Here is a 23477-nt window from a genome sequence, read left to right as displayed (position 1 = left end):
GACTGGGGTGAATAAGGGCGGCCAACGCACAAGCAGCTTGAAGTATGACGGGTATATTTATTTTGTATTGACAAGGGACATAGTCTAGCAAATGTCCACTCTCGCGTCCCTGAATTTAACGGGCTCCCTCTTAAGGTTGTATTAATTTAACCCCGCTAGAGTCAGCGTCTTCTTTCCTCTCCATCATGGAAATCACGAGAGACGTGTATGAAAAAACCAATACCGATGGGCAGACCACACCTGAGCAGCATCACGTTCGTGCTGATCTTTTCTGCCTTTATTACTCTGGTCCAGAACATCGCCTACTACCGCCAGACGCTGCAATTGTTAGACATGACAGACTGGATAAATATCCCGTTCTTTCTCAGCATGCCCGTTGTGATTTTCACGACGTTGAATATTATTTTCACGCTGATTGCCGTCCCTTACCTGCGTAAGGCCGTCATTGTTTTCTTCCTGCTGACCGGTGCCGCCGCGCAGTACTTCATGCTGAACTACGGCATTATCATTGACCGCACCATGGTTCAGAATATTGTGGAGACAACGGCTAGCGAATCTTTTTCACTGCTTACGCCACAGCTTGTCGCCTGGGTATTCTTTATTGGTGTCATTCCCGCCGCGCTCGCCGTCTGGATAAAAATAAAGCCAGCCAAACCGACGACGCTCTACATTGGTATGCGCTTTCTTAGCGTCATTATTTCGTTATTCGCCATTTTATCTGTCGCAGCGTTCTTTTATAAAGATTACGCCTCGTTCATGCGTAATAACAAAGAGTTGGTAAAAGCGATTACACCCAGCAATATTGTAGCAGCCAGCTTGTCCTACCATAAGCACATCGCGTTGGCTAATCTACCGTTGGTACAAATTGGTCTGGATGCCCACAAAGTGCCATCGTCATCCCCTACGGCAAAAAAGAATCTGGTTATTCTGGTCGTCGGCGAGACATCACGGGCACAAAACTTTTCGCTGGGTGGCTATGAGAAGGAAACCAACCCGCTGCTGGCGAAAGACAACGTGGTTTATTTTGACAACACCTCATCGTGCGGCACATCAACAGGTGTTTCCGTTCCGTGCATGTTTTCCAACATGCCGCGCCAAGGCTTTGATGGTGGCTTAGCCAGCCATCAGGAAGGGTTGCTCGATATATTACAACGGGCAAAAGTTAACGTGCTCTGGCAGGAAAATGACGGCGGCTGCAAAGATGTCTGTACGCGTGTGCCAATGGTTGATGTGACATCGCTAAAACTGCCGGGATTATGCACCAGCGGCGAATGCCACGATGAAGCGTTATTCCACGGCGTCGAAGACTATATCAATAAGCTCGATAACGACGGGATTATCGTATTACACACCATAGGCAGTCACGGCCCGAGCTATTACCAGCGCTACCCTGACGCCTTTAAGAAATTTACCCCAACCTGTGATACCAATCAGATTCAAACCTGTACGCAGGAAGCGCTGACCAACACGTATGACAATACGATCCTGTATGTCGATTTTGTTCTGGATAAAGCGATCAATTTACTGAAACAGCATCAGGATAAATTTAATACCTCGCTGGTTTACCTGTCCGACCACGGCGAATCGCTAGGAGAGAACGGTATCTATCTGCACAGCATGCCCTACTCTATTGCGCCCAAGCAGCAAACACACGTGCCAATGCTGATGTGGTTATCACCGGGTTACCAGCAACAGCAGGCCATTCAGGACACCTGTCTACGCCAGAACGCGAAACAGCAGGAGTACTCGCAAGATAATCTTTTCCATACCATACTGGGGATGTTTACTATCGCCACGAAAGAATATCAGCCTCAGCTCGATATCCTTCAGCCGTGCAGGGATAAGGCAACATGAAATTATTGATTGTTGAAGACGATAAGCTGTTGCAGGAAGGATTGCTATTGGCGTTGGGTCATGAAGGTTATGCCTGCGATTGCGCAGGCACAGCCAAAGAAGCAGACGCGCTCATCAGCAGCGCGCACTACAGCCTGGTCATTCTCGATCTGGGTTTACCGGACGACGACGGGCTCGCCCTGCTCTCTCGCTGGCGTAAAAATAACTACCAGCATCCCGTGCTCATCCTAACGGCGCGCGATAAGGTAAACGATCGCGTCAGCGGGCTGGATGTGGGAGCAGACGATTATCTCGCCAAGCCTTTCGCACTGACGGAATTACAGGCGCGCGTACGCGCGCTGATTCGCCGCAATCAGGGTTCAAGCAACAGCAAGATACAGGTCGACAACATCACGTTGGATTTAAACAATCAACAGGTGTGGCTGGACGAAAAGCCGATAGTGCTAACGCCGAAAGAGTTTGCCATATTGTCCCGGCTGGTGTTGAAAGCCGGTTCTCAGGTGCACCGAGAGGTTCTGCACCAGGATATTTATGCCTGGAACGACGATCCGTCCTCCAATTCACTGGAAGTACATATCCATAATCTGCGTCAGAAGATAGGAAAAGACCGCATCCGAACCCTACGCGGCTTTGGCTATCTGCTGACTAAAGGTGAACAACCATGAAGGACGATGCCGTTACCAGTATGCGTCGCCGCTTAGTGCTGGCACTGGGCGGCATCTTGCTCGTTTGTCAGATGATCAGCGTATTCTGGCTGTGGCACGAAAGCGAAGAGCAGATCGGCCTGCTGGTTGATAAATCTCTGAGCGCTACTGCCCAGAATATGCAGATCGATCAAGAGATTAATGAGGCGATAGCCTCACTCAGTATCCCCAGTCTGGTGATGGTCATCCTGACGTCGCTCATGTGTTTTCAGGCGGTCAGTTGGATCACCCGCCCACTTTCCCGCTTACAGGAAGAATTACAGGATCGCACCGCCGAAAACCTGGAGCCGCTACCACAGCAGAGCAATATTAAAGAAGTCGCTGCCGTCACCCACACCATCAACCAGCTTTTTCAGCGTCTGGACGAAACGTTGAAACGCGACAGGCAGTTTACTGCGGATGTCGCCCATGAGTTACGAACCCCACTAGCCGGTATCCGGCTGCATCTTGAATTACATCAGCAACAGCATCAGATTGACTGTAGTTCGCTCATCAAGCGCATTGATAAAATGGTGAAAACGGTGGAACAGCTTTTGCTGCTTGCTCGTGTCGGACAAGAATTTTCGGCAGGCCACCACGAAAATGTCGCATTCCTGAAAGACGTCATTTTTCCCATGCAGGATGAGTTGGCCGAGATGCTGCAAAAGCGTCAGCAAAGGCTGAAATGGGTATTACCGCAGGAAGATGTCACTCTCCACGGTGATGCCACGTTACTTCAGTTGTTGTTACGTAATCTGGTAGAAAATGCCTATCGCTATAGCCCGGAAGCAAGCCAGATCACGGTTAGCCTGACTACACGACAACACCTTGAACTACTGATCGAAGATGAAGGACCGGGTATCGATGAAAGCAAGGTGGGTGAATTAAGTAAGGCGTTTGTGCGTATGGACAGCCGATATGGTGGTATCGGCCTCGGGCTGAGTATCGTGACGCGCATTGCTCAATTGCACAATGGGAAATTTTTCCTCTGCAACCGACCGCAAGGTTCTGGTGCCCTCGCCCGCGTGGTGCTAACCACGCCTGACGAATACCCCGATTCCGCCTGAAGAATAAAACAGCGGCCACACATTTCATCAACCGTGAGACGGCACATCCCTGTGCACAAACCTCGCCTGCGTTATTGGTACACAGGATAGCGTCGGCACAGCGCCACTACCTGCTGGCGTACACGATCGCGTACCGCCGTTAATGCGTCATTCCCTTCACCAAGCCCATCCAGTACGTCACATAGCCATCCCGCCAGTTGCTCGCACTCTGCCACACCAAAACCGCGCGTCGTCACGGCTGGCGTTCCAATACGCAGACCTGAAGTCACAAAGGGTGAACGCGGATCGTTAGGCACCGAGTTCTTGTTTGTCGTGATGTAAGCCTCGCTCAGTGCAGCATCGGCATCCTTCCCAGTATAGGGTCTGGCGGACAGGTCAATCAGTAACAAGTGGTTGTCGGTGCCATCAGAGACAATCTTGTAGCCACGCAGTTGGAGGACGCGCGCCATGGCACAGGCGTTGGTCACCACCTGACGCTGATAAACCGTGAATTCAGGGCGCAGCGCTTCCTTGAATGCCACCGCTTTGGCGGCGATAACGTGCATCAACGGACCGCCCTGAATGCCGGGGAATACGGCAGAGTTAAGCTTTTTGTAGAATTCCTCGCTCTGCCCTTTGGCTAAAATAATTCCACCGCGCGGGCCGCGCAGAGTCTTATGGGTTGTACTGGTCACAACATGCGCATGAGGGAGCGGATTCGGGTATTCACCCGCTGCCACTAAGCCAGCAACATGAGCCATGTCCACCCAGAAGATAGCGCCCACCTTGTCAGCAATCGCGCGCATACGTGCCCAATCCTTATGGCGTGAATAGGCGGAAAACCCGCCGATTAGCATCTTTGGCCGGGCTTCCAATGCAATACGCTCCATTTCATCGTAGTCGATCAGCCCTGTGTCAGGATCTAACCCATAAGGGACGATCTTGTAATGACGACCAGAGAAATTGGAGGGGTTACCGTGGGTCAGATGCCCGCCCTGAGCGAGATTCATACCCATCACGGTATCGCCCGGATTAGTCAATGCCAGAAACACCGCCGCATTAGCCTGCGCGCCGGCATGGGGCTGGACGTTAGCGTAATCACAGTCAAACAGCGCTTTAGCCCGTTCTATCGCCAGACGTTCAGCCACATCAACATGCTCACAGCCGCTGTAGTAGCGCTTGCCTGGGTAGCCTTCCGCATATTTGTTGGTGAACACGGAGTTCTGGATCGCCATCACCAGCGGGCTGGCATAGTTCTCTGAGGCGATAAGTTCAATGTGAGTTTCCTGCCGCTGTTCTTCATGCCGGATGGCGTCGGCCAGCTCCGGGTCGAAGTCGGTAAGGGTAAGAGAAGCGTCATACATGGGCATTGTCCTATGCGTTAGTCATTGGTTTTTTAATCGTGTGATTGTGTGAGAGGTTCGTCAGGCCAGTAGTAGCTATCCGGTAGCGGACGGGCGCCAAAGATTGCCTGACCGACGCGCACCACGCTCGCGCCTTCCTCAATAGCTATTTCAAAATCGCCGGACATCCCCATGGATAATTCATCCATATCGATGCCAGCCGGGAGATTTTGCTGCAATCGCTCACGCAGCTGACGCAACCGTACAAAACACTGGCGCACGCGTTCGGCCTCGCTGGAGAACAGCGCCAGCGTCATGAGCCCACGCACACGTAGCGCAGAGAATGTGGGAAGTGCCTGAATAAAAGCCGGTACGTCATCGGGAGACAGGCCGTATTTACTGGCCTCACCGGAGGTATTCACCTGTACGAATACGTCTAATGAGCGCCCTTCTACCTGTAATCGGCGATCCAGCGCTTCAGCCAGCCGCAGGCTGTCCAGCGCCTGAAATTCGGTAGCGAAGCGTGCCACTAGCTTCGCCTTGTTGGTTTGCAGGTGCCCAATGACCGACCACTGCAAGTCGGCTAAGTCCTGCATCGATTCCCATTTACGGTATGCCTCTTGCACTTTGTTCTCGCCCAATACCCGACAACCCGCCATATGGGCCATGCGCAGGCGGCTTTCAGGCTTGGTTTTGCTGACTGGCAGCAGTCGTACCGTCGCGGGATCGCGATCGACGCGGCGGCATGCCGCTTCAATGCGGGCCTGCACCGCCGCCAGATTGATCTGGAAATCTTCAACCGTGGCGGCTTCGGGATAGCGACCGTGCCTGTCGTGGCGAGTGGGTGTATCGGAAGAGAGCGGCATCAGCGTAACTCCTGACGAAGAGAATGAATGGATTGTGAAACACATTTATAGATTTAAAATAGCCGGATGTTCCCCACCATTTTCCTGACAAGAGGCAGACCAATTGTTCAAACACGCCCAGCTTGAATCGGTCAAAGCCTGGATTGGCGACCCCGCACAAGGTGCCCTCCCACTGCACGCCCGCATCCAGCGGGCGATTCGCCAGTTAATCCTCGATGGTGTTCTTGATGTGGGTAAAGCCTTACCCGCCTCACGCGCACTGGCTAAATCATTGGGGGTATCACGTGATACAGTCGAATCGGCTTACAGTCAGCTGCATGCGGAAGGATTTATCGAACGCCGCATCGGCAGCGGTAGTTTCGTGTCAGAACGGGCAAAACGTCTGCCAGGGCGGGGCAAAGCCCGGAAAACGGGAGATAGCAAAGCAGAACTGCGCCTCAGTCAACGCGGTAGCGCCATGTTCCAGAATGGCGGGGTGCGCGATTTCATCATCCCACGCGCGTTCGCGCCCGGCGTCCCAGAAACACGCAGTTTTCCCCTCCAGACATGGGAACGGCTGGAACGGCAGGTACTAAAAGAATATGGCACACGGGCGCTGCTGCACAGCCCGCCGCAGGGTATGGAAGTGTTAAGGCGTGCCATCGCAGATTATGTCAATCTCGAACGGGGCGCTCGCGCTACGCCCGATCGTGTGCTGGTATTGACCAGTTCCCAGCAAGCGCTAACCCTGTGCGCGAATGTCCTGCTGGATGCCGGCGATCGAATCTTTCTTGAAGACCCCGTATACCACGGCGCACGCAAGGCATTCGAAGCGGCCGGACTCGCGTGTGTGCCAATCCCATTAGACGCCGATGGTTTGCAGGTCGAACATCTGCTTGAAGCAAGCAATGCATATAATACGCCCACGAAAGCCGTATTCCTGACGCCGTCACACCAGTTTCCCACCGGTGCAACGCTGGCGCTGGATCGACGTCTGGCCGTTATCGAATGGGCCTGGCAGCACCAAAGCTGGATTATTGAAGACGATTACGACAGCGAGTTCCACTATGCGGGCAAACCTACCGCCTGCGTGCAGGGGCTCGACTCGCACGATCGCACAATCTATATCGGCACCTTCACCAAATCGCTGTTTCCCGGCCTGCGCATCGGCTATATGGTTCTGTCGCCACAGCTGGTTGCACCGATGACCGTGGCCCGCACCCTGATGGATGGGCACAGCGCGCCCATTCCACAGCTCACGCTGGCACGTTTTATCGAAGGAGGACATTTCGGCGCCTATGTCCGCACGATGCGCGCCGTTTATGCGGAACGCCGCGATGTGCTGGCGCGGTTGGTCCGTCAGCATCTGGCCGACTTTGTGGAACCACAGGTGCCGACCGGAGGCATGCAAATGCCCTGCCTGTTCATCCGCGACATTCCTGAGCACGACGCGGTGGAATCCGCACGCCGAGCCGGTATCGACCTGCTGGGGCTAACCGCGCTGTATGCAGCGTCGGGTCAGCATAAAGCCGGTTTCCTTATGGGATTTGCCGCCCACGCGCCGCATGAACTGGACATTGCCGTCAAGACATTAGCGAAGGTGTTACGTGCACTGTGTCGATGAGGGATGGCAGCGGATGAAACCATCACGGCTAGGGGGAAAATATCAATCAGGCCGAAGATGAGCGTTATTAAAAGACGTTTACGGGGAAAGGTATGAGATCGCAGAAAAACCGCAGGCCGAAACCTGCGGTCATATCACGGCGATAGCAATGCTTATTTAGCCGCTTTCTCTTCAACTGCTGGTTTTTCAGCTTTCGCGTCATCCGCTGCTTTCAGGTCAGCTTCAGATTTAATGTCCAGCAGTTCAACGTCGAACACCAGCGTGGAGTTAGCCGGAATGCCAGGCACGCCGTTTTCGCCATAAGCCAGTGCTGGTGGGATAGCCAGCTTGATTTTGCCGCCTTTCTTAACGTGTTTCAGGCCTTCGGTCCAGCCAGGAATCACACCGTCCAGACGGAAAGAAAGTGGCTCACCACGTTTGTAGGAGTTGTCGAACTCGCTACCGTCAACCAGGGTACCTTTGTAGTTAACCACAACGGTATCGCTGTCTTTCGGCGCATTGCCGCTACCTTCTTTCTCAACCTGATACAGAAGGCCAGATGCCGTTTTCTTCACGCCTTTTTCTTTGGCGAAGGACTCAAGATACTTAGTACCTTTGTCCGCGTTATCTTTCGCATCTTGCTTCATTTTGGCTTCAGCGGCGGCTTTAACTTTGCCTTCAAAACCTTGCAGCGTTTTCTCGATTTCTTCGTCAGTCAGCTTGCTCTTGTCAGCAAAAGCATCCTGCACGCCGGCAATCAGCTGCTCTTTATCCAGCTTAATGCCTAATTTTTCTTGCTCTTTCAGAGAGTTATCCATATAACGCCCTAAAGATGCACCTAACGCATAAGCTGCTGCCTGCTCATCGTTCTTGAATTTAGCTGCCGCAGTATTGTCAGACGCCTGCGCCTTGTCTGCCGCCAAAACCTGGCCTGCGTTCAGAGCCAGAGCCATCGTTGTTGCTAACAGCGTTACTTTAAACAGTGATTTCATCCATTTCTCCAGCATCTGGAGCAACACGCTCCAGCCATCATTAAAATACATTCGCGCCTACTATAACTGTGCGGACGAAGACAACACAACGACGCACTCGACAATCCTTTGATAAAAAACGTCAGGAAGCTTTTCCGACATCATTTGTGTCGTCCTAAGGCCATCTGGCATCAATATGCCCTACTCTGGATAGCCCATTGCGCCCTACTGCGACCGTTTTTACTACCAGAAGTTTCCGCTTTCTGACAAACTCGCGGGTAACAAGAAGTAAGGGGAATAGCGATGTCACCATCAGCACTTGAAGAACGACTCGAACAGCTGGAAAGCCGACAGGCTTTTCAGGAAGTCACCATAGAAGAGCTTAACCAAACAGTGATTCAACACGAGCGGGAAATTAGCCGCCTGCGCGAACACGTACGCCTACTCACCGACAGGGTACGCAACCAGCAAACCTCGCTCGTTGCCCCCCAATCTGAAGAGACGCCGCCACCGCATTATTGAGATCGGCACCCCGTCAGGTCAGCACTCAGTACTGCTGGCCAGATATAAAAAAACCTCAGGTGATAATCATCAACCTGAGGTTTTTTTTATGCGCTACGACTAATTAGTGGCAACCGCATCCACCGTGGCCGCCGCAGCCGCCTTTACCGTGCTGGTGACCGTGATCGTGGTCGTGATCATGGCCATGACCGCCACAGCAGCCGTCGCCGTGTTCATGATCGTGTTCACCATGAACGTGACCGTGCGCCAGCTCTTCTTCCGTTGCTTCACGAATAGCAACCACTTCAACATTGAAGCTCAGGTTCTGGCCAGCCAGCATGTGGTTACCGTCGACAACAACGTGGTCGTCTTCAACTTCGGTGATTTCAACTGGCACTGGACCCTGATCGGTCTCAGCCAGGAAACGCATGCCAACTTGCAGTTCGTCCACGCCCATAAAGACATCTTTCGGTACGCGCTGAACCAGATTCTCATCATAGTTGCCGTAAGCGTCGTTTGAACCGATGTTCACATCAAACTTCTCACCTGCTTCACGGCCTTCCAACGCTTTTTCCAGACCAGAAATCAGGGAACCGTGACCATGCAGATAGTCCAACGGCGCGCTCACCGGAGACTCATCAACCAACACACCGTCTTCTGTACGTACCTGATAGGCCAGGCTGACCACCAGATCTTTTGCTACTTTCATGATATCTCCTACCGTTGGAATGCAAACTGGCGCAAATTGTAGCTGAAAAATGTCCCTATGTACCGTCCGGAATCAAAAAACGTCGACGGTTGATGACAATGCCATCATGGACACGTCTCCCTCATTCAGGCCGGAAGATCCCGATGATCTCGTTAGCCTGCGGGGCAGATACCGTAGCAGGTTCTTCAGTCTGACTCTGGCGGTATCCGCACTTCACGCACACCACCACCTCGACGTCATCCTCGCGTCCCACCGCCAGCGTGTCCTGCGCCTGACATGTCGGGCATACTGCCCCTGCAATAAAGCGTTTACGCATGATAACTCCCATTCATCTCCGCCCTAAAATCTAGAACCTGAAATCTAGAACCTATTCTACTAGGCGTTATTGGCGCAGACAGTTTGGACTCGGACAGCGCACAGAAACCGGAGCGTACACGTAGTACGTGAGGATTTCGAGCACTGCCCAGGTTCAAAATGGCAAGTAAAATAGCCTAGAGAATAGGTTCTTACTCGTCGTCCTCATCCCATACACTAGGCCGACGGCGCTCGCGCTGCATTTCCCGCTGGAAAATGTCTTCCAACTCACGGCGGGCTTCTTTCACACGGGAGATTTGTGCGACATCTCCCGTCAGCTGCGGCATCAATTCGCGCAGCATGCGCATATCCAGCCGGCGGAAGTGCTGCTGCGCACGCATCGCCTGATGGGGGTGCATACCCAGCGTCACCAGCGTTTTCCGCCCCAGCTCTAACGCGCTGGAAAAGGTTTCACGCGAAAAATGTCTGACGCCCGTCTGCAACAGTTCATGGGCTTCAACACGTCCGCGTGCCCGTGCCAGAATTTCCAGATTCGGAAAATGCTGCTGACAGAGATGTACAATCTCCATCGTGTCTTCTGGCGCATTACAGGTGATCACAATTGACCGCGCTTTATCCGCGCCCGCCGAACGCAGCAGTTCCAGTTCCGTGGCATCACCATAGTAAACCTTATAGCCATAGCTGCGCATCAGGCTTACCGCGCTGATATCCCGCTCCAACACCGTAATCCGCATTTTGTTCGCCATGAGCAAACGGCTGATCACCTGTCCGAAACGTCCGAATCCCACCACAATCACCTGCGGCTCATCGTCTTCAACATACGGTTTCTCATCCGGCACATCTTGTACGTTATAACGACGCGCCAGAATACGGTCGATCAACTGCATCAGCAGCGGTGTCGTCATCATCGACAGCGTTACCGTCACCAGTAACAGCGGCAACTGTTCACCTTTCAATACGTTGAATGAAGTCGCTGCGGAAAACAGGACGAAAGCGAACTCGCCGCCCTGACTCAGCACACCGGCAAACTGCAAACGTTCAGAGCGGCGCATCCGGTTAACCCGCGCAAGGAAATAAAGGACCGCCGCTTTCACCGCCACCAGCACCAATACCGCCACCATAATCTTTACGATGTGGGTATAGAGGATGCCGAGGTTTAGCGCCATCCCCACGGAGATGAAGAACAACCCCAGCAGCAAGCCTTTAAACGGCTCAATGGCAATTTCCAGTTCATGCCGATACTCGCTTTCCGCCAGCAGAATACCGGCAATAAAGGTGCCTAGCGCCATGGAAAGCCCTAACGTTTCCATAAACAGCGCGGAACCGAGCACCAGCAACAGCGCGGCGGCGGTAAACACCTCACGCACGCCGGATGCCGCAATAAAGCGGAACAGCGGACGCACCAGATAGCGGCCACCGATTAGCATGCCGAGAAACGCGGCAACCTTCAGACCAATCCGTTCCCAATCGCCAAAATCGCCCTGCACACCCGCCAGAATCGGAATCAGCGCCAACGCAGGGATAACGGCCAAATCCTGAAACAGCAGGACAGAGAAGCCAAGCTGCCCGGACTCGCTACGGTTCATGCCCTTTTCACGCATCAGCTGTAACGCCATGGCCGTTGACGACATCGCCAATCCAACACCGCCAATCAACGCGGACTGCCACGAGAAGTCAGTCAGATACAAGGCACCGCCTAAAAGCAGCGTACTCAGGCCAACCTGAGCCGCACCAACACCAAAGATCGAGCGACGCAGCGTCCAGAGCTTCGAGGGATTCAATTCCAGGCCGATGATGAACATCAGGAAAACGACGCCCAGTTCCGAGAAGTGCAGGATAGCGTCCACATCACGGATAAAGCCGAGTCCCCAAGGGCCAATGGCGATCCCGGCGATCAAATAGCCCAGTACGGCACCAATACCTAATCGGGCAGCAATCGGTACGGCTACAACCGCCACAAACAAAAACAAGACTCCGGCGGTCAGTAGCGCGGAACTCTCCATATTAGCGTTCCTCTTCAGGTAAAGGGGAGGCTAGCCATTCACCGTAAGCTCTGGCTTGACTCGACAACACATCGGGCTGTAAACGACGCGCCCAGTAAACAATCATGGGGTGCATCCAATGCATACGGCACATTGCCGCCGTCAGCTCAAACGGACGGAGCAAATCTTCCATCGGGTAACGGTTGTTCCCGTCAGGATGGTAGGCATCTTCCGGCTCACCGGTCGTAATCACCGAACGCCAGTATTTCCCCGCCAGCGCATTACCGCCAATCCCATTGGCAAAGCCGCGGGATAGCACCCTATCGAGCCACTCTTTCAGCAAAGCCGGACAGCTGTAGGTATAAAATGGATGTTGGAAAACAATGACCTGATGCTCACGCAGCAGCTGTTGTTCATGATGAATATCGATAAAAAAATCAGGATAGTGCGCGTAAAGATCGTGCACGGTTACATTCGCCAACTGCTGTGCCGGTTGCAATAAGACCCGGTTTGCTACCGAATCCTGTGGTTCCGGATGGGCATACAGCAGCAAAATCTTCGGTGGCTGCGACATCATTCCCCTCCAAAGCGTCGTCATGATAATTGTTTTCCGTTACCATGCTGCGCAACGACTAAAAACAGGACACCGCGTGTCCTGAGATGTCCATAATTTAACATACTCTGAACATACGGCGCTTTATGATTGTTTTCTCTTCGCTGCAAATTCGACGTGGTGTACGCGTTCTGATCGACAACGCGACAGCAACAGTTAATCCCGGCCAGAAAGTTGGTCTGGTGGGCAAGAACGGCTGTGGTAAATCTACCCTGCTGTCTTTACTGAAAGGTGAAATCAGCGCCGATGGCGGCAGCGCGACCTTCCCGCAAAACTGGTCACTGGCCTGGGTCAATCAGGAAACGCCTGCGCTGGACAAGCCCGCGCTGGACTACGTGATTGACGGCGACCGCGAGTTCCGCCAACTGGAAGCCGCGTTGCAGACCGCAAATGAAGAGAATGACGGCAATGCCATTGCCACACTGCACGGCAAGCTGGATGCGATTCAGGCCTGGACAATTCAGGCCAGAGCCTCAAGCCTGCTCAACGGACTCGGTTTTTCTCAGTCACAGTTACAGCAGCCTGTCAGCGCCTTTTCCGGCGGTTGGCGGATGCGTCTGAATCTGGCGCAGGCGCTGATCTGTCGCTCCGATCTGCTCCTGCTCGATGAACCGACTAACCACCTCGATCTGGACGCGGTTATCTGGCTGGAAAAGTGGTTGAAAAACTATGCTGGCACGCTGGTACTCATTTCGCACGACCGCGATTTCCTCGATCCGGTCGTGACCAAAATTCTGCACATCGAGCAGCAGTCGCTCAACGAATACACTGGCAACTATTCTTCGTTTGAACGCCAGCGTGCCACCCGTCTCGCACAGCAACAGTCGCTCTATGAACACCAGCAGGAGCGTGTCGCGCACCTGCAACACTATATTGACCGCTTCCGTGCGAAGGCAACCAAAGCCAAGCAGGCACAAAGTCGGATAAAAATGCTGGAACGCATGGAGCTGATTGCACCAGCGCATGTCGATAACCCTTTCCGCTTCAGCTTTCGTGCCCCGGAATCGTTGCCCAATCCCTTAATGAAGATGGAAAAGGTCAGCGCAGGCTATGGCGACAAGCTGATTCTGGAATCGATTAAACTCAATCTAGTACCGGGTTCGCGCATCGGGCTGCTCGGCCATAACGGCGCGGGTAAATCCACGCTAATCAAATTGCTTGCTGGCACGCTTGCCCCGCTGAAAGGGGAAATCGGACTGGCGAAGGGCGTGAAGCTCGGTTACTTCGCCCAGCATCAGTTAGAGTTTTTGCGTGCGGACGAGTCGCCTTTGCAGCATCTGGTGCGTCTGGCAGAGCGGGAAACGGAACAACAACTGCGTGACTACCTCGGCGGCTTTGGTTTTCAGGGCGATAAGGTCACTGAGATCACCGAGCGCTTCTCCGGCGGCGAAAAAGCCCGTCTGGTATTGGCGCTGATCGTCTGGCAGCGTCCAAATCTCCTGCTGCTCGATGAACCGACCAACCACCTCGATCTGGATATGCGTCAGGCATTGACCGAAGCGTTAATTGATTTTGAAGGCGCGCTGGTTGTCGTTTCGCACGATCGACACTTGATCCGTTCGACTACTGACGATCTCTATCTGGTACACGACCAAAAAGTGGAGCCATTCGACGGCGATTTGGAAGACTACCAACAGTGGCTGGTCGGCCTGCAACGTCAGGAAAATGCGGCCGCTGAAACGCCAAAAGAAAATATCGCCAACAGCGCGCAGGGCAGAAAAGATCAGAAACGTCGCGAAGCCGAGTTGAGAACGCAAACCCAGCCGCTGCGTAAACAAATCACCAAGCTTGAACAGCAGATGGAAAAGCTGGGAGAAACGCTGGCAGAGCTTGAAGCCCGACTGGCGGACAGCGCCATCTACGACATCAGCCGCAAGGCCGAACTCACCGACTGCCTGCAACAACAAACCAAAGTCAAAATTGAGCTGGAAGAAACGGAGCTATCCTGGCTGGATGCGCAGGAACAGCTAGAGCAGATGATGCAGAGCGAGTAAATACGGTATCTCTCGTCTAAGGAGTCGCGAGCGAAACACCGCTCGCGACGTTATCGCACCAGCATTAATGCCAAATCAATAGCACGCAGGCAGCGGTCAGCAGCCCCATTGACACATTGAAGATAATCCACGCTTTCTTACTGCGCAGCAGTCGCCCAATGATCGTGCCAAATCCGAGCCAGATAACACCGGACACCAGATTGACCAGCACAATCCCGATGCTTATTGCGATCACGGAATGGTTATACTCTTCACCCGCCAGACTAAAACTGGCCACCGCGCCCAACGCCATGAGCCACGCTTTCGGGTTCAGGAATTGCAGTAACCACCCCTGATAAAGCCGGATCGGCTTGGGCGGCGCAACGGACGTTTCCAGCCGTTCGTAAGCCGCCGTGGCGATTTTCCACGCCAGCCAAAGCAGATAGGCACTACCGAGGACTTTCAGGATAAAGTGCAGCGAAGGATAAATCAGAATCAAGCCACCGACGCCGAATGCCACCAGCAGCAAAATACTCTGCATGCCCAGCATGATGCCGATCATCAGCCACAGTGAACGCATAAAACCAAAATTCGCGCCCGAGGTGGTCAACAGCATATTATTCGGCCCCGGCGTGATGGCCGCCACCCACAAAAACCCTAACATCGACAGAAATAAACTCAGTTCCATTATTTGTGGGCGCTCCTGACCCAAATGTCGTACCAACTGGCAGCATTGAAGCTAACAGTGTGATATTGATCGTACAAGAGCCGACAACAAGATTTCTATATCCTTTATGTATGACCATTTTCATCCGCTGAGCGGCGCGCATAACCCGCACCTGCAAACGCTATTGCCGCGTCTGATTCGCCGTCACGCGCAGTTTTCGCCAGTCTGGCAGCCCCTTGAGTTACCGGACGGCGATTTCGTCGATCTGGCGTGGAGCGAAGCGCCCGAACAGGCGCGGCACAAACCGCGCGTGGTCCTGTTCCACGGGCTGGAAGGCAGCTTTCATAGCCCCTACGCCCACGGCCTGCTGCATGCCTGTAAACAGCGCGGCTGGCTGGCCGTCGTCATGCATTTTCGTGGGTGCAGCGGAAAACCCAACCGGATGAAGCGTATTTATCACTCCGGCGAAACCAGCGATGCCAGCTATTTCCTGCGCTGGATGCAAGAGACGCTGGGCGATGCGCCTACCGCCGCCATCGGCGTGTCCCTCGGTGGCAATATGCTGGCCTATCTGCTCGCGCAGCAAGGCGAATCCTGTTATCTCTCTGCTGCCGTCATTGTTTCCGCGCCATTGATGCTCGAACCCTGTAGCCGTCGCATGGAGCAAGGCTTCTCCCGCGTCTATCAGCACTACCTGCTGCGACTGCTGAAACAAAATGCCGGCCGCAAGCTGGCAGCCTACCCGGACACGCTGCCGATTCAGTTGCCGCAACTGAAACGCATCCGCCAGTTACGCGAGTTTGATGACGTCATTACGTCACGTATTCACGGTTTCCACGATGCCGCCGACTACTATCGACGCTGTAGCGCCCTGCCGCTGTTGCCTCAGATTCGCACACCGCTGCTAATCATCCATGCGAAGGACGATCCTTTCATGACGTCAGAGGTGATTCCCGATCTGTCGCAGTTACCGTCTAATATTGAATATCAGCTAACAGAACACGGCGGGCATGTTGGTTTCGTCAGTGGAACGCTGCTGAAACCGAAAATGTGGCTGGAACAGCGCATTCCCAACTGGCTTAGCCCATTTTTGGACCACGCCACCGATTCCCCTTTGACTCAGGAACCCTAGCGTGATTATTCCCTGGCAACAGCTCGATCCAGAAACGCTGGATAACATCATCGAATCTTTCGTCCTGCGGGAGGGCACCGATTACGGCGAACAGGAGTGGTCGCTGGCGCAGAAAGTGGAAGATATTCGCAGACAGCTCAAGTCCGGCGAGGTGGTGCTGGTGTGGTCTGAGTTACATGAGACCCTCAATATTATGCCGCGCGACCAGTTCAATGCCGGAGGGCATGCCCCCTATTGAGCATGCCGAAAGGCGTGAAAGAATGCGCCAAACATGCTAACAATGATAAAAACTTACGTCATTTTTGAGGATGCGCGCAGGCTCTCGGCCTATGCGTGCATCGCGATCACGGAGTTACGCGTCTTATGTCACATCAGCATCCGATCATTGCGGTTACCGGCTCCAGCGGGGCGGGAACCACGACAACCAGTCTGGCCTTCCGTAAGATTTTTCAGCAGTTTGACCTGCGCGCCGCTCAGTTGGAAGGCGATAGCTTTCACCGCTATACCCGCCCGGAAATGGACATGGCGATTCGCAAAGCGCGTGATTTAGGGCGCCACATCAGCTACTTCGGACCGGAAGCGAATGACTTCAGCCTGCTGGAACAGTCGTTTATCGAATATGGCCTGCATGGCCGCGGCCAGACGCGTAAATACCTTCATACTTACGATGAAGCCATTCCCTATAATCAGGTTCCTGGAACATTCACGCCGTGGGAGCCGATGCCGGAACCCACCGATATCCTGTTCTATGAAGGGCTGCACGGTGGCGTAGTCACCGAGCAAAACGACGTGGCGCAGCATGTGGATTTACTCGTCGGCGTGGTGCCAATCGTCAACCTGGAATGGATCCAAAAGCTGATTCGTGACGTTAATGAGCGCGGCCACTCGCGTGAAGCGGTGATGGATTCCGTCGTCCGCTCAATGGAAGACTACATCACCTACATCACCCCACAGTTCTCTCGCACACACATCAACTTCCAGCGCGTGCCTACCGTGGACACCTCCAACCCATTCGCCGCCAAATCGATTCCCTCGCTGGATGAAAGCTTCGTTGTGATTCACTTTCAGGGGTTGGATAACATTGATTATCCCTATCTGCTCGCCATGTTGCAGGGCTCGTTTATCTCCCATATCAACACGTTGGTCGTTCCCGGCGGGAAAATGGGGCTGGCAATGGAGCTCATCATGGCACCGCTGGTGCAGCGGTTAATGGAAGGGAAAACCATCGAATAAGCATCGAGATACACGGGGCGACCACAGGGGTGAGTCCTCCCTACGGGAACCTCCCCCTATGTTTCCCCTAATAACAGGCTTAAGTGACCAGAATGAGTGCCCAGAGAAAGGGATTATTCCAGCACTCTAATTTCGTGGCTGTGCGTTACCTCAACGGCTTTGCCCAGCATCAATGCGACAGAGCAGTATTTTTCCGCAGACAGGGCGACCGCGCGCTCGACGGCTTTATCGGTCAGCCCTTTCCCCGTGACGATAAAATGCAGATTGATATGAGTAAATAAACGCGGCGCTTCCGAACGGCGCTCTGACGTCAATTTCACTTCACAATCTGCCACATCGTTACGGCCTTTTTGCAGAATCGACACCACATCAATCGCGCTGCATCCCCCCACAGACATCAACACCATTTCCATCGGACTGGGCGCTTTATCGCCGGAATTGCCGTCCATCAATATCTGGTGCCCTGATGCGGATTCGCCCAAAAACGTTAAGCCTTCAACCCATTTTACCCGTGCCTGCATGGTGCCTCTCCACTAAAAATTTTTTGAAAATTTATACCGTTACTGTACAAAAACCAGCGTTAATCAGAGCTTTGTCATGCTGAAGCGAGACAACACAAGACACGTCCTTAAAGCTGTGTTAAAACGAAAATAGAATAGACCTTTTCTGGACAAAGCCAGAAACGAAGAAGATGATGACGTAGCCAGATATACCCAGCCACGTTTACGTTGCAGCAAGGCAGCAACCGGAAAATCAAGGGTACAGTGGTTCCAGTATATTCCCTGACGTCATTCTGCCTAGACTGAATTTTATTTTTTAGCAGTTAAACACGCCGTACAGGGAACTCTGACCCCTGTAATTTGCGCAGTGAATTACAACAGAGGATGATAGCGAATGGTTCTCGGCAAACCGCAGACAGACCCAACTCTCGAATGGTTCCTTTCCCATTGTCATATCCACAAGTATCCATCGAAGAGCACGCTTATTCACCAAGGTGAAAAAGCAGAAACGCTTTACTACATCGTGAAAGGCTCTGTCGCAGTGCTAATCAAAGATGAAGAAGGCAAGGAAATGATTCTTTCCTACCTCAATCAGGGCGATTTTATCGGCGAGCTCGGCCTGTTTGAAGAAGGTCAGGAGCGCAGCGCTTGGGTGCGGGCAAAAACCGCCTGTGAAGTGGCTGAAATTTCCTATAAAAAATTCCGCCAGCTCATCCAGGTTAACCCTGATATTCTCATGCGTCTGTCTGCGCAAATGGCCAGCAGACTCCAGGTTACCTCAGAGAAAGTCGGCAACCTCGCCTTCCTTGATGTGACCGGCCGTATTGCCCAAACCCTACTCAACCTGGCCAAACAACCTGATGCCATGACGCATCCAGATGGCATGCAAATAAAAATTACCCGTCAGGAAATTGGGCAAATCGTTGGCTGCTCGCGCGAAACCGTGGGCCGCATTCTGAAAATGTTAGAAGACCAGAACCTGATCTCTGCGCACGGTAAAACGATTGTCGTTTACGGCACTCGCTAAATCCCTGTCGCTGTACCCTACCAACAAAAAAGCGTGAAGCCTCGGCCTCACGCTTTTTTTTATGGCAAGCTTCCTGCTCGCCACCCTACGGACCGTCGCAAGCGACGTTGAGAGCATAACTCAGTTTGCTGCGTTAACGACCTGTGCAACAGCGTTAGCGAACTTCGCCATCCCCTGCACAATATCATCTTCATCAATGATCAAAGACGGCACAAAGCGGATAACGTTCGGCCCTGCCATCAGTACCATCAGGCCCTGAGCCGTTGCCGCCGCCAGAAACTCGCCCGCGCGACCATGCCACTGCGGTTTCAATTCCGCCCCCAGCAGGAGCCCCATACCGCGAATCTGTTCGAATACGCCATACTGCTGATTGATTTTCTCAAGTTCACTGACAAAGCGATCGTGCCGATCCGCCACGCCTGACAGCACTTCCGGCGTGTTAATGATATCCAGCGCGGCTTCAGCCACCGCACAGGCCAGCGGGTTGCCGCCATAAGTGGTGCCGTGTACCCCAACTGTCATCACAGAAGCGATTTCTTCCGTCGTCAGCATCGCGCTAATCGGGAATCCACCGCCCAACGCTTTAGCGGTGGTGAGAATATCCGGCGTAATGCCGTAGTGCATGTAACTGAATAGTTTACCGGTACGCCCCATCCCACTCTGCACTTCATCAAACACCAGCAGCGCCTTGTGCTGATCGCACAGATCGCGAACGCCTTGCAAGAACTCAGGCGTAGCAGGCGTAATACCGCCCTCACCCTGAATCGGTTCCAGTACGATTGCGCAGGTGTGATCGTCCATCACCGCTTTAACCGCAGCCAGATCGTTGAAAGGAACATGGACAATATCCGCAGGCTTAGGTCCGAAACCATCGGCATATTTAGGCTGTCCGCCAACCGAAACGGTAAACAGCGTACGGCCATGAAACGCATTGTAGAAGGCGATGATCTTGGTTTTATACGGGCTGTGACGTTTAACCGCATAGTGGCGCGCCAGCTTAAATGCGGCTTCGTTAGCCTCCGCACCGGAGTTAACAAAGAACACGCGATCGGCAAAAGTGGCATCAATCAATTTGCTGGCAAGGCGCAGCGCAGGCTCGTTGGTGAAAATATTGCTAGTGTGCCACAGCTTTTCGCCCTGCTGCTGCAACGCATTAACCAGTGCTGGATGGCAGTGACCCAGTGCCGTAACCGCAATGCCACCGGAGAAATCGATATACTCACGGCCGTCCTGATCCCAGACGCGACTCCCTTTACCTTTCACTGGTACAAACTTCGCGGGTGCATAAACCGGCAAAATCACTTTATCGTGAGTATCCCGTGTCACTGCTTTCTGCTCTGCTACCATTTGCTGCCTCACTCTGCTATCCATCACGTTAGAATGAAAATATAGTCAATAAATATGCATAAAAAATCAATTACAGGCAATATTAAATCGGCTACTGGAGAGAATAACTTTCTATATAACTAAATTTTAAGGAAATTATCCAAAAGCTGATGTCCTTGCTGGCTAAGAATGCTCTCTGGGTGAAACTGCACACCTTCCAGCGGCAGTGAGCGATGGCGGATCCCCATAATCTCATCTCGCTTACCTTCATGTTCGCTCCAGGCCGTAACCTCAAAGCAATCGGGTAGCGAAGCGGCATCAATGATGAGTGAATGATAGCGAGTCACCGTCAAGGGCTGAGCGAGCCCCGCAAAAACGCCTGTATTGCTGTGCGCAATCGCTGAGGTTTTACCATGCATCACCTGCCGTGCCCGTACCACACGTGCGCCGAACGCCTGCCCCATCGCCTGATGGCCAAGACACACGCCCAGAATAGGCAATTTATCGGCAAAGTGACGAATAGCAGCGAGTGAAATACCCGCCTCATCCGGCGTGCAAGGGCCCGGAGAAATAACCAAACGCTCAGGCGCAAGCCGCTCAATCTCACGCAGCGTCAGTTCATCATTACGCTTCACCACGACTTGCGCGCCAAGTTCACAAAAGTATTGGTAAAGGTTGTAGGTAAAGGAGTCGTAGTTATCGATAATCAGGAGCATGGTGTACTTATCGGTAAATAATTGATGATTCATTTTATTGTGCTGTTGATGTCCGCCAATTAACCGGGGACGTTTTCACAAGCAGGGACCAACAGCCAAGCTCGCAGGTAGGGCAGTATTCGCTCGTGGAGTGATAACTGGCTATGAACAGCACAAAAATTCATCGCCATCGCCTGTGTCTCAAATGCCTGAACGCCCTCAGCTAAGATAGCCATCGGCACGTCCTGCCGGAAGTATCCCGCCTCAAGCCAGCGAATGATAATGTCGATATAACGATCGAATGCCAGCGCAATCGGCCCAACCTGTTCAATACCTGCCGCACCAGAGCGACGTAAGATAACGTCAAAGACGTAGCGTTCAGATGTCATGAATTGCATACGAGGCAGCAATCGTTCAACGAATTCATCAAGTCCGTCAGGAATCGCAACGGCTTCCATTTCATCGAGTAACTGATGAATACGTTCACCAATCAGTTGGTCCATCAGCGTTTCCTTATCGCTGAAATGGGCAAAAAAAGTGCCCTTCGCTACACCAGCTCGTGTTACGACCTCCTCAATCCGTAAAGCATCATACCCCCCTTCACCAATCAATTGTTGGGCTGTCGCGATCAGTCGCGCATGTGTCTCTTTTGTTCGTTGCTGTATTCGCTTTGTCATCGTGACTTGATAACACGATTTCCGACCGTGGTCAAAATTACAATTGACCGCGGTCATTTTACACATCATTATGACCGCGGTCAGTTTTATAAATACAGAGAACATTCGCCTGTCTCACCAACATCAGGCAGACGTTCATACAGCACAATATAGGACCCAGGCCAATGCAAACTCACTGGATACGAATAAAAAACATGAGGAAATAAAATATGCTTAATACGGGTAATGTTCTGATTGTTGGCGGTTATGGCATCGTTGGCGGACAAATTTGCACCCTGCTTGCCAAACGTCATCCCCATCTTCATCTTCTCATCGGAGGAAGATCGCTCGACCAAGCACAAAAAACAGCACGGGCATTACCCAATGCTACTGGCGTACACCTTGACGTAGAAGACACCGATCCACTGGAGCACCTGCCGATCCAGCCCGACGCAATCGTCGTATCGGTAAATGATCACCACGACCGTCTGCTGTTATCAGCAACACGCCGTGGTATTGCACTCATCGATCTGGCTCGCTGGCAGAAACGGCAAGACGATGCTAACCGCATACTTCATGGCGTCAGCCTTTCTTCACCTGTCGTCTTAGCATCAGGCTGGATGGCGAGTATCGCTGCTATCGTCGCAGCGGCGTATCGTCAATCGTCTCACCCTGCTCGGCGCATAGACATTGATGTCTTGTTTTCGTCCGCAGATAAAGCCGGACCCGATTCCGTCACAAGTTTTGTAGATATGCACAAACCTTTCACCATTTATGAAGCAGGACAGGAACGCATCGTACGGGGAATGGCCGATCCTAAACCTGTACGTTTTAGTAATGGGCGGGTCATCAACGTCAGGCGTTTTTCCAGTCCGGATCAGACAACATTGGTCAAGACGGGCCATGCAGAAAGTGTCTCGGCACGCATGGCTTTCGACAACACCGCCACCACGGCCGCATTCGCACTCTTTGCCCGCTCTGGCATTTGGGGAATGCTATCCGTAGCGAAACGCCGGGCCTTGCTATACAGACCAGGCCAGGGAGCATCACACGAATTTATACTCGAAATCGTTGAAGATACGGGAACAAAGAAAATCAGCGTCAAAGATAGGCTTGGACAAACTCATATGACCGCAATCAGCGCAGCCAATCAGGTTGAGCGCGTTTTGGCTCTAAATAACCGGCTAAGCCCCGCTCCCGGCGTGACTTACCCCGAGCAATCTGCCGATTTATCCGCTGACATCGACACAATACGTGAAATGGGATTACAGATAGAACACCATAACCCTTCCTGAAAACATATAGACTATTATAGGGATGCAAAATGTTATGGCAGTTTATTCTCTTTATTCTAATTAAAGAATGATGTCATCCTGACACCTGCGTTTCTCCTGCTGTAATGGCATCCCTATTGCCAGGAGAAACTATTTTTAGTAACAAAAAATAAATGGGAATGGCTATAAAGACGTCGTCATAAAAACGACTAACATCAGGACCTGATAGAAATCCACTTAAGATTTAATTTTATTATTGATACAGATCACAATTAACCATTTCGTATAAAAACCCCATAAAAACAATATAGAAAAATAAAGAAACTTTATTTTAATAAGCAATAAATAAAAATCAATGTATTGATTTTTAATGAGAAAAAATAGAAATAAGTTTCTTATCACACAAGACCACGCTTGCCCTAAACCTTTTCCAACGTCAGGTAAAAAATATATTTTCAAACCCATATTGTATTGTTTATTTTTTCTGTTAACACTTAGCTCGGCTTTATAGACAAACCTTAATTTCACT

Annotated in this window: 23 protein-coding genes and 1 pseudogene; 11 read left to right on the top strand and 13 right to left on the bottom strand. The window is 52.3% G+C overall.

The annotated features are described in order from the left end of the window. Nucleotides 1-207: 207 nt before the first annotated feature. Genes eptA through pmrB form a run of 3 tightly spaced genes read left to right on the top strand, consistent with a single transcriptional unit; the run spans nt 208 to nt 3604 of the window. A complete protein-coding gene (gene eptA / locus I2D83_RS02185; RefSeq protein ID WP_181845294.1) occupies nt 208-1854 on the top strand; it encodes a phosphoethanolamine transferase EptA in 1647 nt (548 codons plus the stop codon). Then, complete coding sequence (gene pmrA, locus I2D83_RS02180; RefSeq protein ID WP_015841936.1) at nt 1851-2519, top strand: two-component system response regulator PmrA; 669 nt, start codon at nt 1851-1853, stop codon at nt 2517-2519. Before eptA ends, pmrA begins: the two co-directional genes overlap by 4 nt. Then, entirely contained in the window at nt 2516-3604 is a 1089-nt protein-coding gene (gene pmrB / locus I2D83_RS02175; protein WP_015841937.1) for a two-component system sensor histidine kinase PmrB, read from the top strand. The genes pmrA and pmrB overlap by 4 nt, the downstream gene beginning before the upstream one ends. Nucleotides 3605-3675: 71 nt before the next feature. Here the strand turns inward: pmrB and glyA are convergent, their stop codons facing one another. Then, nucleotides 3676-4947 carry a serine hydroxymethyltransferase gene (gene glyA / locus I2D83_RS02170; protein WP_205947461.1) on the bottom strand — a complete coding sequence of 424 codons (1272 nt, stop codon included), beginning with the start codon at nt 4945-4947 and terminating at the stop codon, nt 3676-3678. A 32-nt stretch (nt 4948-4979) separates the two neighbouring features. Then, nucleotides 4980-5792, bottom strand: coding sequence for a YggS family pyridoxal phosphate-dependent enzyme (locus tag I2D83_RS02165; protein WP_205947460.1), 813 nt, complete (start codon nt 5790-5792; stop codon nt 4980-4982). Nucleotides 5793-5895: 103 nt separating this feature from the next. On the opposite strand from I2D83_RS02165, the gene pdxR reads away from it, so the two are divergent. Further along, nucleotides 5896-7395, top strand: coding sequence for a MocR-like pyridoxine biosynthesis transcription factor PdxR (gene pdxR, locus I2D83_RS02160; protein WP_205947459.1), 1500 nt, complete (start codon nt 5896-5898; stop codon nt 7393-7395). Between the two features lie 152 nt (nt 7396-7547). On the opposite strand, the gene fkpA is transcribed toward pdxR, so the two are convergent. Next, on the bottom strand, nt 7548-8366 hold the full coding sequence (gene fkpA, locus I2D83_RS02155) for an FKBP-type peptidyl-prolyl cis-trans isomerase (protein WP_205947458.1): 819 nt from the start codon (nt 8364-8366) through the stop codon (nt 7548-7550). Nucleotides 8367-8648: 282 nt separating this feature from the next. Here fkpA and I2D83_RS02150 point away from each other — a divergent pair, with 282 nt between their 5' ends. Beyond that, nucleotides 8649-8867: a protein SlyX gene (locus I2D83_RS02150; protein ID WP_015841942.1), complete on the top strand. Its 219-nt coding sequence runs from the start codon at nt 8649-8651 to the stop codon at nt 8865-8867. 103 nt (nt 8868-8970) lie between these two features. Here I2D83_RS02150 and slyD read toward each other — a convergent pair whose 3' ends face one another. From slyD to kefG, 4 genes are all read right to left on the bottom strand, one after another. Then, nucleotides 8971-9555 carry a peptidylprolyl isomerase gene (slyD, locus tag I2D83_RS02145; RefSeq protein ID WP_015841943.1) on the bottom strand — a complete coding sequence of 195 codons (585 nt, stop codon included), beginning with the start codon at nt 9553-9555 and terminating at the stop codon, nt 8971-8973. A gap of 121 nt (nt 9556-9676) precedes the next feature. Beyond that, nucleotides 9677-9871 (bottom strand): YheV family putative zinc ribbon protein, encoded by a 195-nt coding sequence (locus tag I2D83_RS02140; protein ID WP_180779223.1) that lies wholly within the window; start codon nt 9869-9871, stop codon nt 9677-9679. Nucleotides 9872-10061: 190 nt separating this feature from the next. Then, nucleotides 10062-11873, bottom strand: coding sequence for a glutathione-regulated potassium-efflux system protein KefB (gene kefB / locus I2D83_RS02135; RefSeq protein WP_205947457.1), 1812 nt, complete (start codon nt 11871-11873; stop codon nt 10062-10064). Nucleotide 11874: 1 nt separating this feature from the next. Further along, on the bottom strand, nt 11875-12426 hold the full coding sequence (kefG, locus tag I2D83_RS02130; protein ID WP_015841946.1) for a glutathione-regulated potassium-efflux system ancillary protein KefG: 552 nt from the start codon (nt 12424-12426) through the stop codon (nt 11875-11877). Nucleotides 12427-12551: 125 nt separating this feature from the next. Here kefG and I2D83_RS02125 point away from each other — a divergent pair, with 125 nt between their 5' ends. Beyond that, the gene (locus I2D83_RS02125; protein ID WP_205947456.1) at nt 12552-14459 is read left to right on the top strand and encodes an ABC transporter ATP-binding protein; all 1908 of its coding nucleotides are present in this window, start codon (nt 12552-12554) and stop codon (nt 14457-14459) included. Nucleotides 14460-14523: 64 nt separating this feature from the next. Here I2D83_RS02125 and I2D83_RS02120 read toward each other — a convergent pair whose 3' ends face one another. Beyond that, the gene (locus I2D83_RS02120; protein WP_015841948.1) at nt 14524-15126 is read right to left on the bottom strand and encodes a LysE family translocator; all 603 of its coding nucleotides are present in this window, start codon (nt 15124-15126) and stop codon (nt 14524-14526) included. Between the two features lie 106 nt (nt 15127-15232). On the opposite strand from I2D83_RS02120, the gene I2D83_RS02115 reads away from it, so the two are divergent. The 3 genes from I2D83_RS02115 to I2D83_RS02105 all read left to right on the top strand — a co-directional run bounded on the left by I2D83_RS02115 (nt 15233) and on the right by I2D83_RS02105 (nt 17470). Then, nucleotides 15233-16237 carry a hydrolase gene (locus I2D83_RS02115; protein ID WP_194431186.1) on the top strand — a complete coding sequence of 335 codons (1005 nt, stop codon included), beginning with the start codon at nt 15233-15235 and terminating at the stop codon, nt 16235-16237. A 1-nt stretch (nt 16238) separates the two neighbouring features. Next, on the top strand, nt 16239-16475 hold the full coding sequence (locus I2D83_RS02110) for a YheU family protein (protein ID WP_015841950.1): 237 nt from the start codon (nt 16239-16241) through the stop codon (nt 16473-16475). A 125-nt stretch (nt 16476-16600) separates the two neighbouring features. Further along, nucleotides 16601-17470: a phosphoribulokinase gene (locus I2D83_RS02105; protein ID WP_015841951.1), complete on the top strand. Its 870-nt coding sequence runs from the start codon at nt 16601-16603 to the stop codon at nt 17468-17470. 113 nt (nt 17471-17583) lie between these two features. Here the strand turns inward: I2D83_RS02105 and I2D83_RS02100 are convergent, their stop codons facing one another. Beyond that, the gene (locus I2D83_RS02100) at nt 17584-17991 is read right to left on the bottom strand and encodes an OsmC family protein (protein WP_015841952.1); all 408 of its coding nucleotides are present in this window, start codon (nt 17989-17991) and stop codon (nt 17584-17586) included. 373 nt (nt 17992-18364) lie between these two features. Here I2D83_RS02100 and crp point away from each other — a divergent pair, with 373 nt between their 5' ends. Further along, nucleotides 18365-18997: a cAMP-activated global transcriptional regulator CRP gene (gene crp, locus I2D83_RS02095; protein ID WP_004090925.1), complete on the top strand. Its 633-nt coding sequence runs from the start codon at nt 18365-18367 to the stop codon at nt 18995-18997. Nucleotides 18998-19117: 120 nt separating this feature from the next. On the opposite strand, the gene argD is transcribed toward crp, so the two are convergent. The 4 genes and pseudogenes from argD to I2D83_RS22295 form a co-directional block, all read right to left on the bottom strand. Then, entirely contained in the window at nt 19118-20344 is a 1227-nt protein-coding gene (gene argD, locus I2D83_RS02090) for a bifunctional acetylornithine/succinyldiaminopimelate transaminase (protein ID WP_205948125.1), read from the bottom strand. Nucleotides 20345-20463: 119 nt separating this feature from the next. Beyond that, nucleotides 20464-21039, bottom strand: coding sequence for an aminodeoxychorismate synthase component II (locus tag I2D83_RS02085; RefSeq protein WP_015841954.1), 576 nt, complete (start codon nt 21037-21039; stop codon nt 20464-20466). Between the two features lie 59 nt (nt 21040-21098). Beyond that, the gene (locus I2D83_RS02080; RefSeq protein ID WP_241007325.1) at nt 21099-21521 is read right to left on the bottom strand and encodes a TetR/AcrR family transcriptional regulator; all 423 of its coding nucleotides are present in this window, start codon (nt 21519-21521) and stop codon (nt 21099-21101) included. Between the two features lie 51 nt (nt 21522-21572). Beyond that, nucleotides 21573-21695 (bottom strand): annotated as a pseudogene (locus I2D83_RS22295) (TetR/AcrR family transcriptional regulator); the annotation flags it as partial. 209 nt (nt 21696-21904) lie between these two features. Between I2D83_RS22295 and I2D83_RS02075 the strand changes: the two are divergent. Next, nucleotides 21905-22969: a saccharopine dehydrogenase family protein gene (locus I2D83_RS02075; protein ID WP_205947455.1), complete on the top strand. Its 1065-nt coding sequence runs from the start codon at nt 21905-21907 to the stop codon at nt 22967-22969. Nucleotides 22970-23477 lie beyond the last annotated feature (508 nt).

This window comes from Pectobacterium aroidearum, from assembly GCF_015689195.1.
GTDB lineage: Bacteria > Pseudomonadota > Gammaproteobacteria > Enterobacterales > Enterobacteriaceae > Pectobacterium > Pectobacterium aroidearum.
This window is presented reverse-complemented; position numbering and strand designations above follow the sequence as displayed.

Excerpts from the sequence above, each read along its gene's own strand:
- eptA (WP_181845294.1), top strand. The coding sequence starts at position 208 with ATGAAAAAACCAATACCGATGGGCAGACCACACCTGAGCAGCATCACG.
- pmrA (WP_015841936.1), top strand. The coding sequence starts at position 1,851 with ATGAAATTATTGATTGTTGAAGACGATAAGCTGTTGCAGGAAGGATTG.
- pmrB (WP_015841937.1), top strand. The coding sequence starts at position 2,516 with ATGAAGGACGATGCCGTTACCAGTATGCGTCGCCGCTTAGTGCTGGCA.
- glyA (WP_205947461.1), bottom strand. The coding sequence starts at position 4,947 with ATGTATGACGCTTCTCTTACCCTTACCGACTTCGACCCGGAGCTGGCC.
- I2D83_RS02165 (WP_205947460.1), bottom strand. The coding sequence starts at position 5,792 with ATGCCGCTCTCTTCCGATACACCCACTCGCCACGACAGGCACGGTCGC.
- fkpA (WP_205947458.1), bottom strand. The coding sequence starts at position 8,366 with ATGAAATCACTGTTTAAAGTAACGCTGTTAGCAACAACGATGGCTCTG.
- I2D83_RS02150 (WP_015841942.1), top strand. The coding sequence starts at position 8,649 with ATGTCACCATCAGCACTTGAAGAACGACTCGAACAGCTGGAAAGCCGA.
- slyD (WP_015841943.1), bottom strand. The coding sequence starts at position 9,555 with ATGAAAGTAGCAAAAGATCTGGTGGTCAGCCTGGCCTATCAGGTACGT.
- I2D83_RS02140 (WP_180779223.1), bottom strand. The coding sequence starts at position 9,871 with ATGCGTAAACGCTTTATTGCAGGGGCAGTATGCCCGACATGTCAGGCG.
- kefB (WP_205947457.1), bottom strand. The coding sequence starts at position 11,873 with ATGGAGAGTTCCGCGCTACTGACCGCCGGAGTCTTGTTTTTGTTTGTG.
- kefG (WP_015841946.1), bottom strand. The coding sequence starts at position 12,426 with ATGTCGCAGCCACCGAAGATTTTGCTGCTGTATGCCCATCCGGAACCA.
- I2D83_RS02125 (WP_205947456.1), top strand. The coding sequence starts at position 12,552 with ATGATTGTTTTCTCTTCGCTGCAAATTCGACGTGGTGTACGCGTTCTG.
- I2D83_RS02120 (WP_015841948.1), bottom strand. The coding sequence starts at position 15,126 with ATGGAACTGAGTTTATTTCTGTCGATGTTAGGGTTTTTGTGGGTGGCG.
- I2D83_RS02115 (WP_194431186.1), top strand. The coding sequence starts at position 15,233 with ATGTATGACCATTTTCATCCGCTGAGCGGCGCGCATAACCCGCACCTG.
- I2D83_RS02105 (WP_015841951.1), top strand. The coding sequence starts at position 16,601 with ATGTCACATCAGCATCCGATCATTGCGGTTACCGGCTCCAGCGGGGCG.
- I2D83_RS02100 (WP_015841952.1), bottom strand. The coding sequence starts at position 17,991 with ATGCAGGCACGGGTAAAATGGGTTGAAGGCTTAACGTTTTTGGGCGAA.
- crp (WP_004090925.1), top strand. The coding sequence starts at position 18,365 with ATGGTTCTCGGCAAACCGCAGACAGACCCAACTCTCGAATGGTTCCTT.
- argD (WP_205948125.1), bottom strand. The coding sequence starts at position 20,344 with ATGGTAGCAGAGCAGAAAGCAGTGACACGGGATACTCACGATAAAGTG.
- I2D83_RS02085 (WP_015841954.1), bottom strand. The coding sequence starts at position 21,039 with ATGCTCCTGATTATCGATAACTACGACTCCTTTACCTACAACCTTTAC.
- I2D83_RS02080 (WP_241007325.1), bottom strand. The coding sequence starts at position 21,521 with ATGGACCAACTGATTGGTGAACGTATTCATCAGTTACTCGATGAAATG.
- I2D83_RS02075 (WP_205947455.1), top strand. The coding sequence starts at position 21,905 with ATGCTTAATACGGGTAATGTTCTGATTGTTGGCGGTTATGGCATCGTT.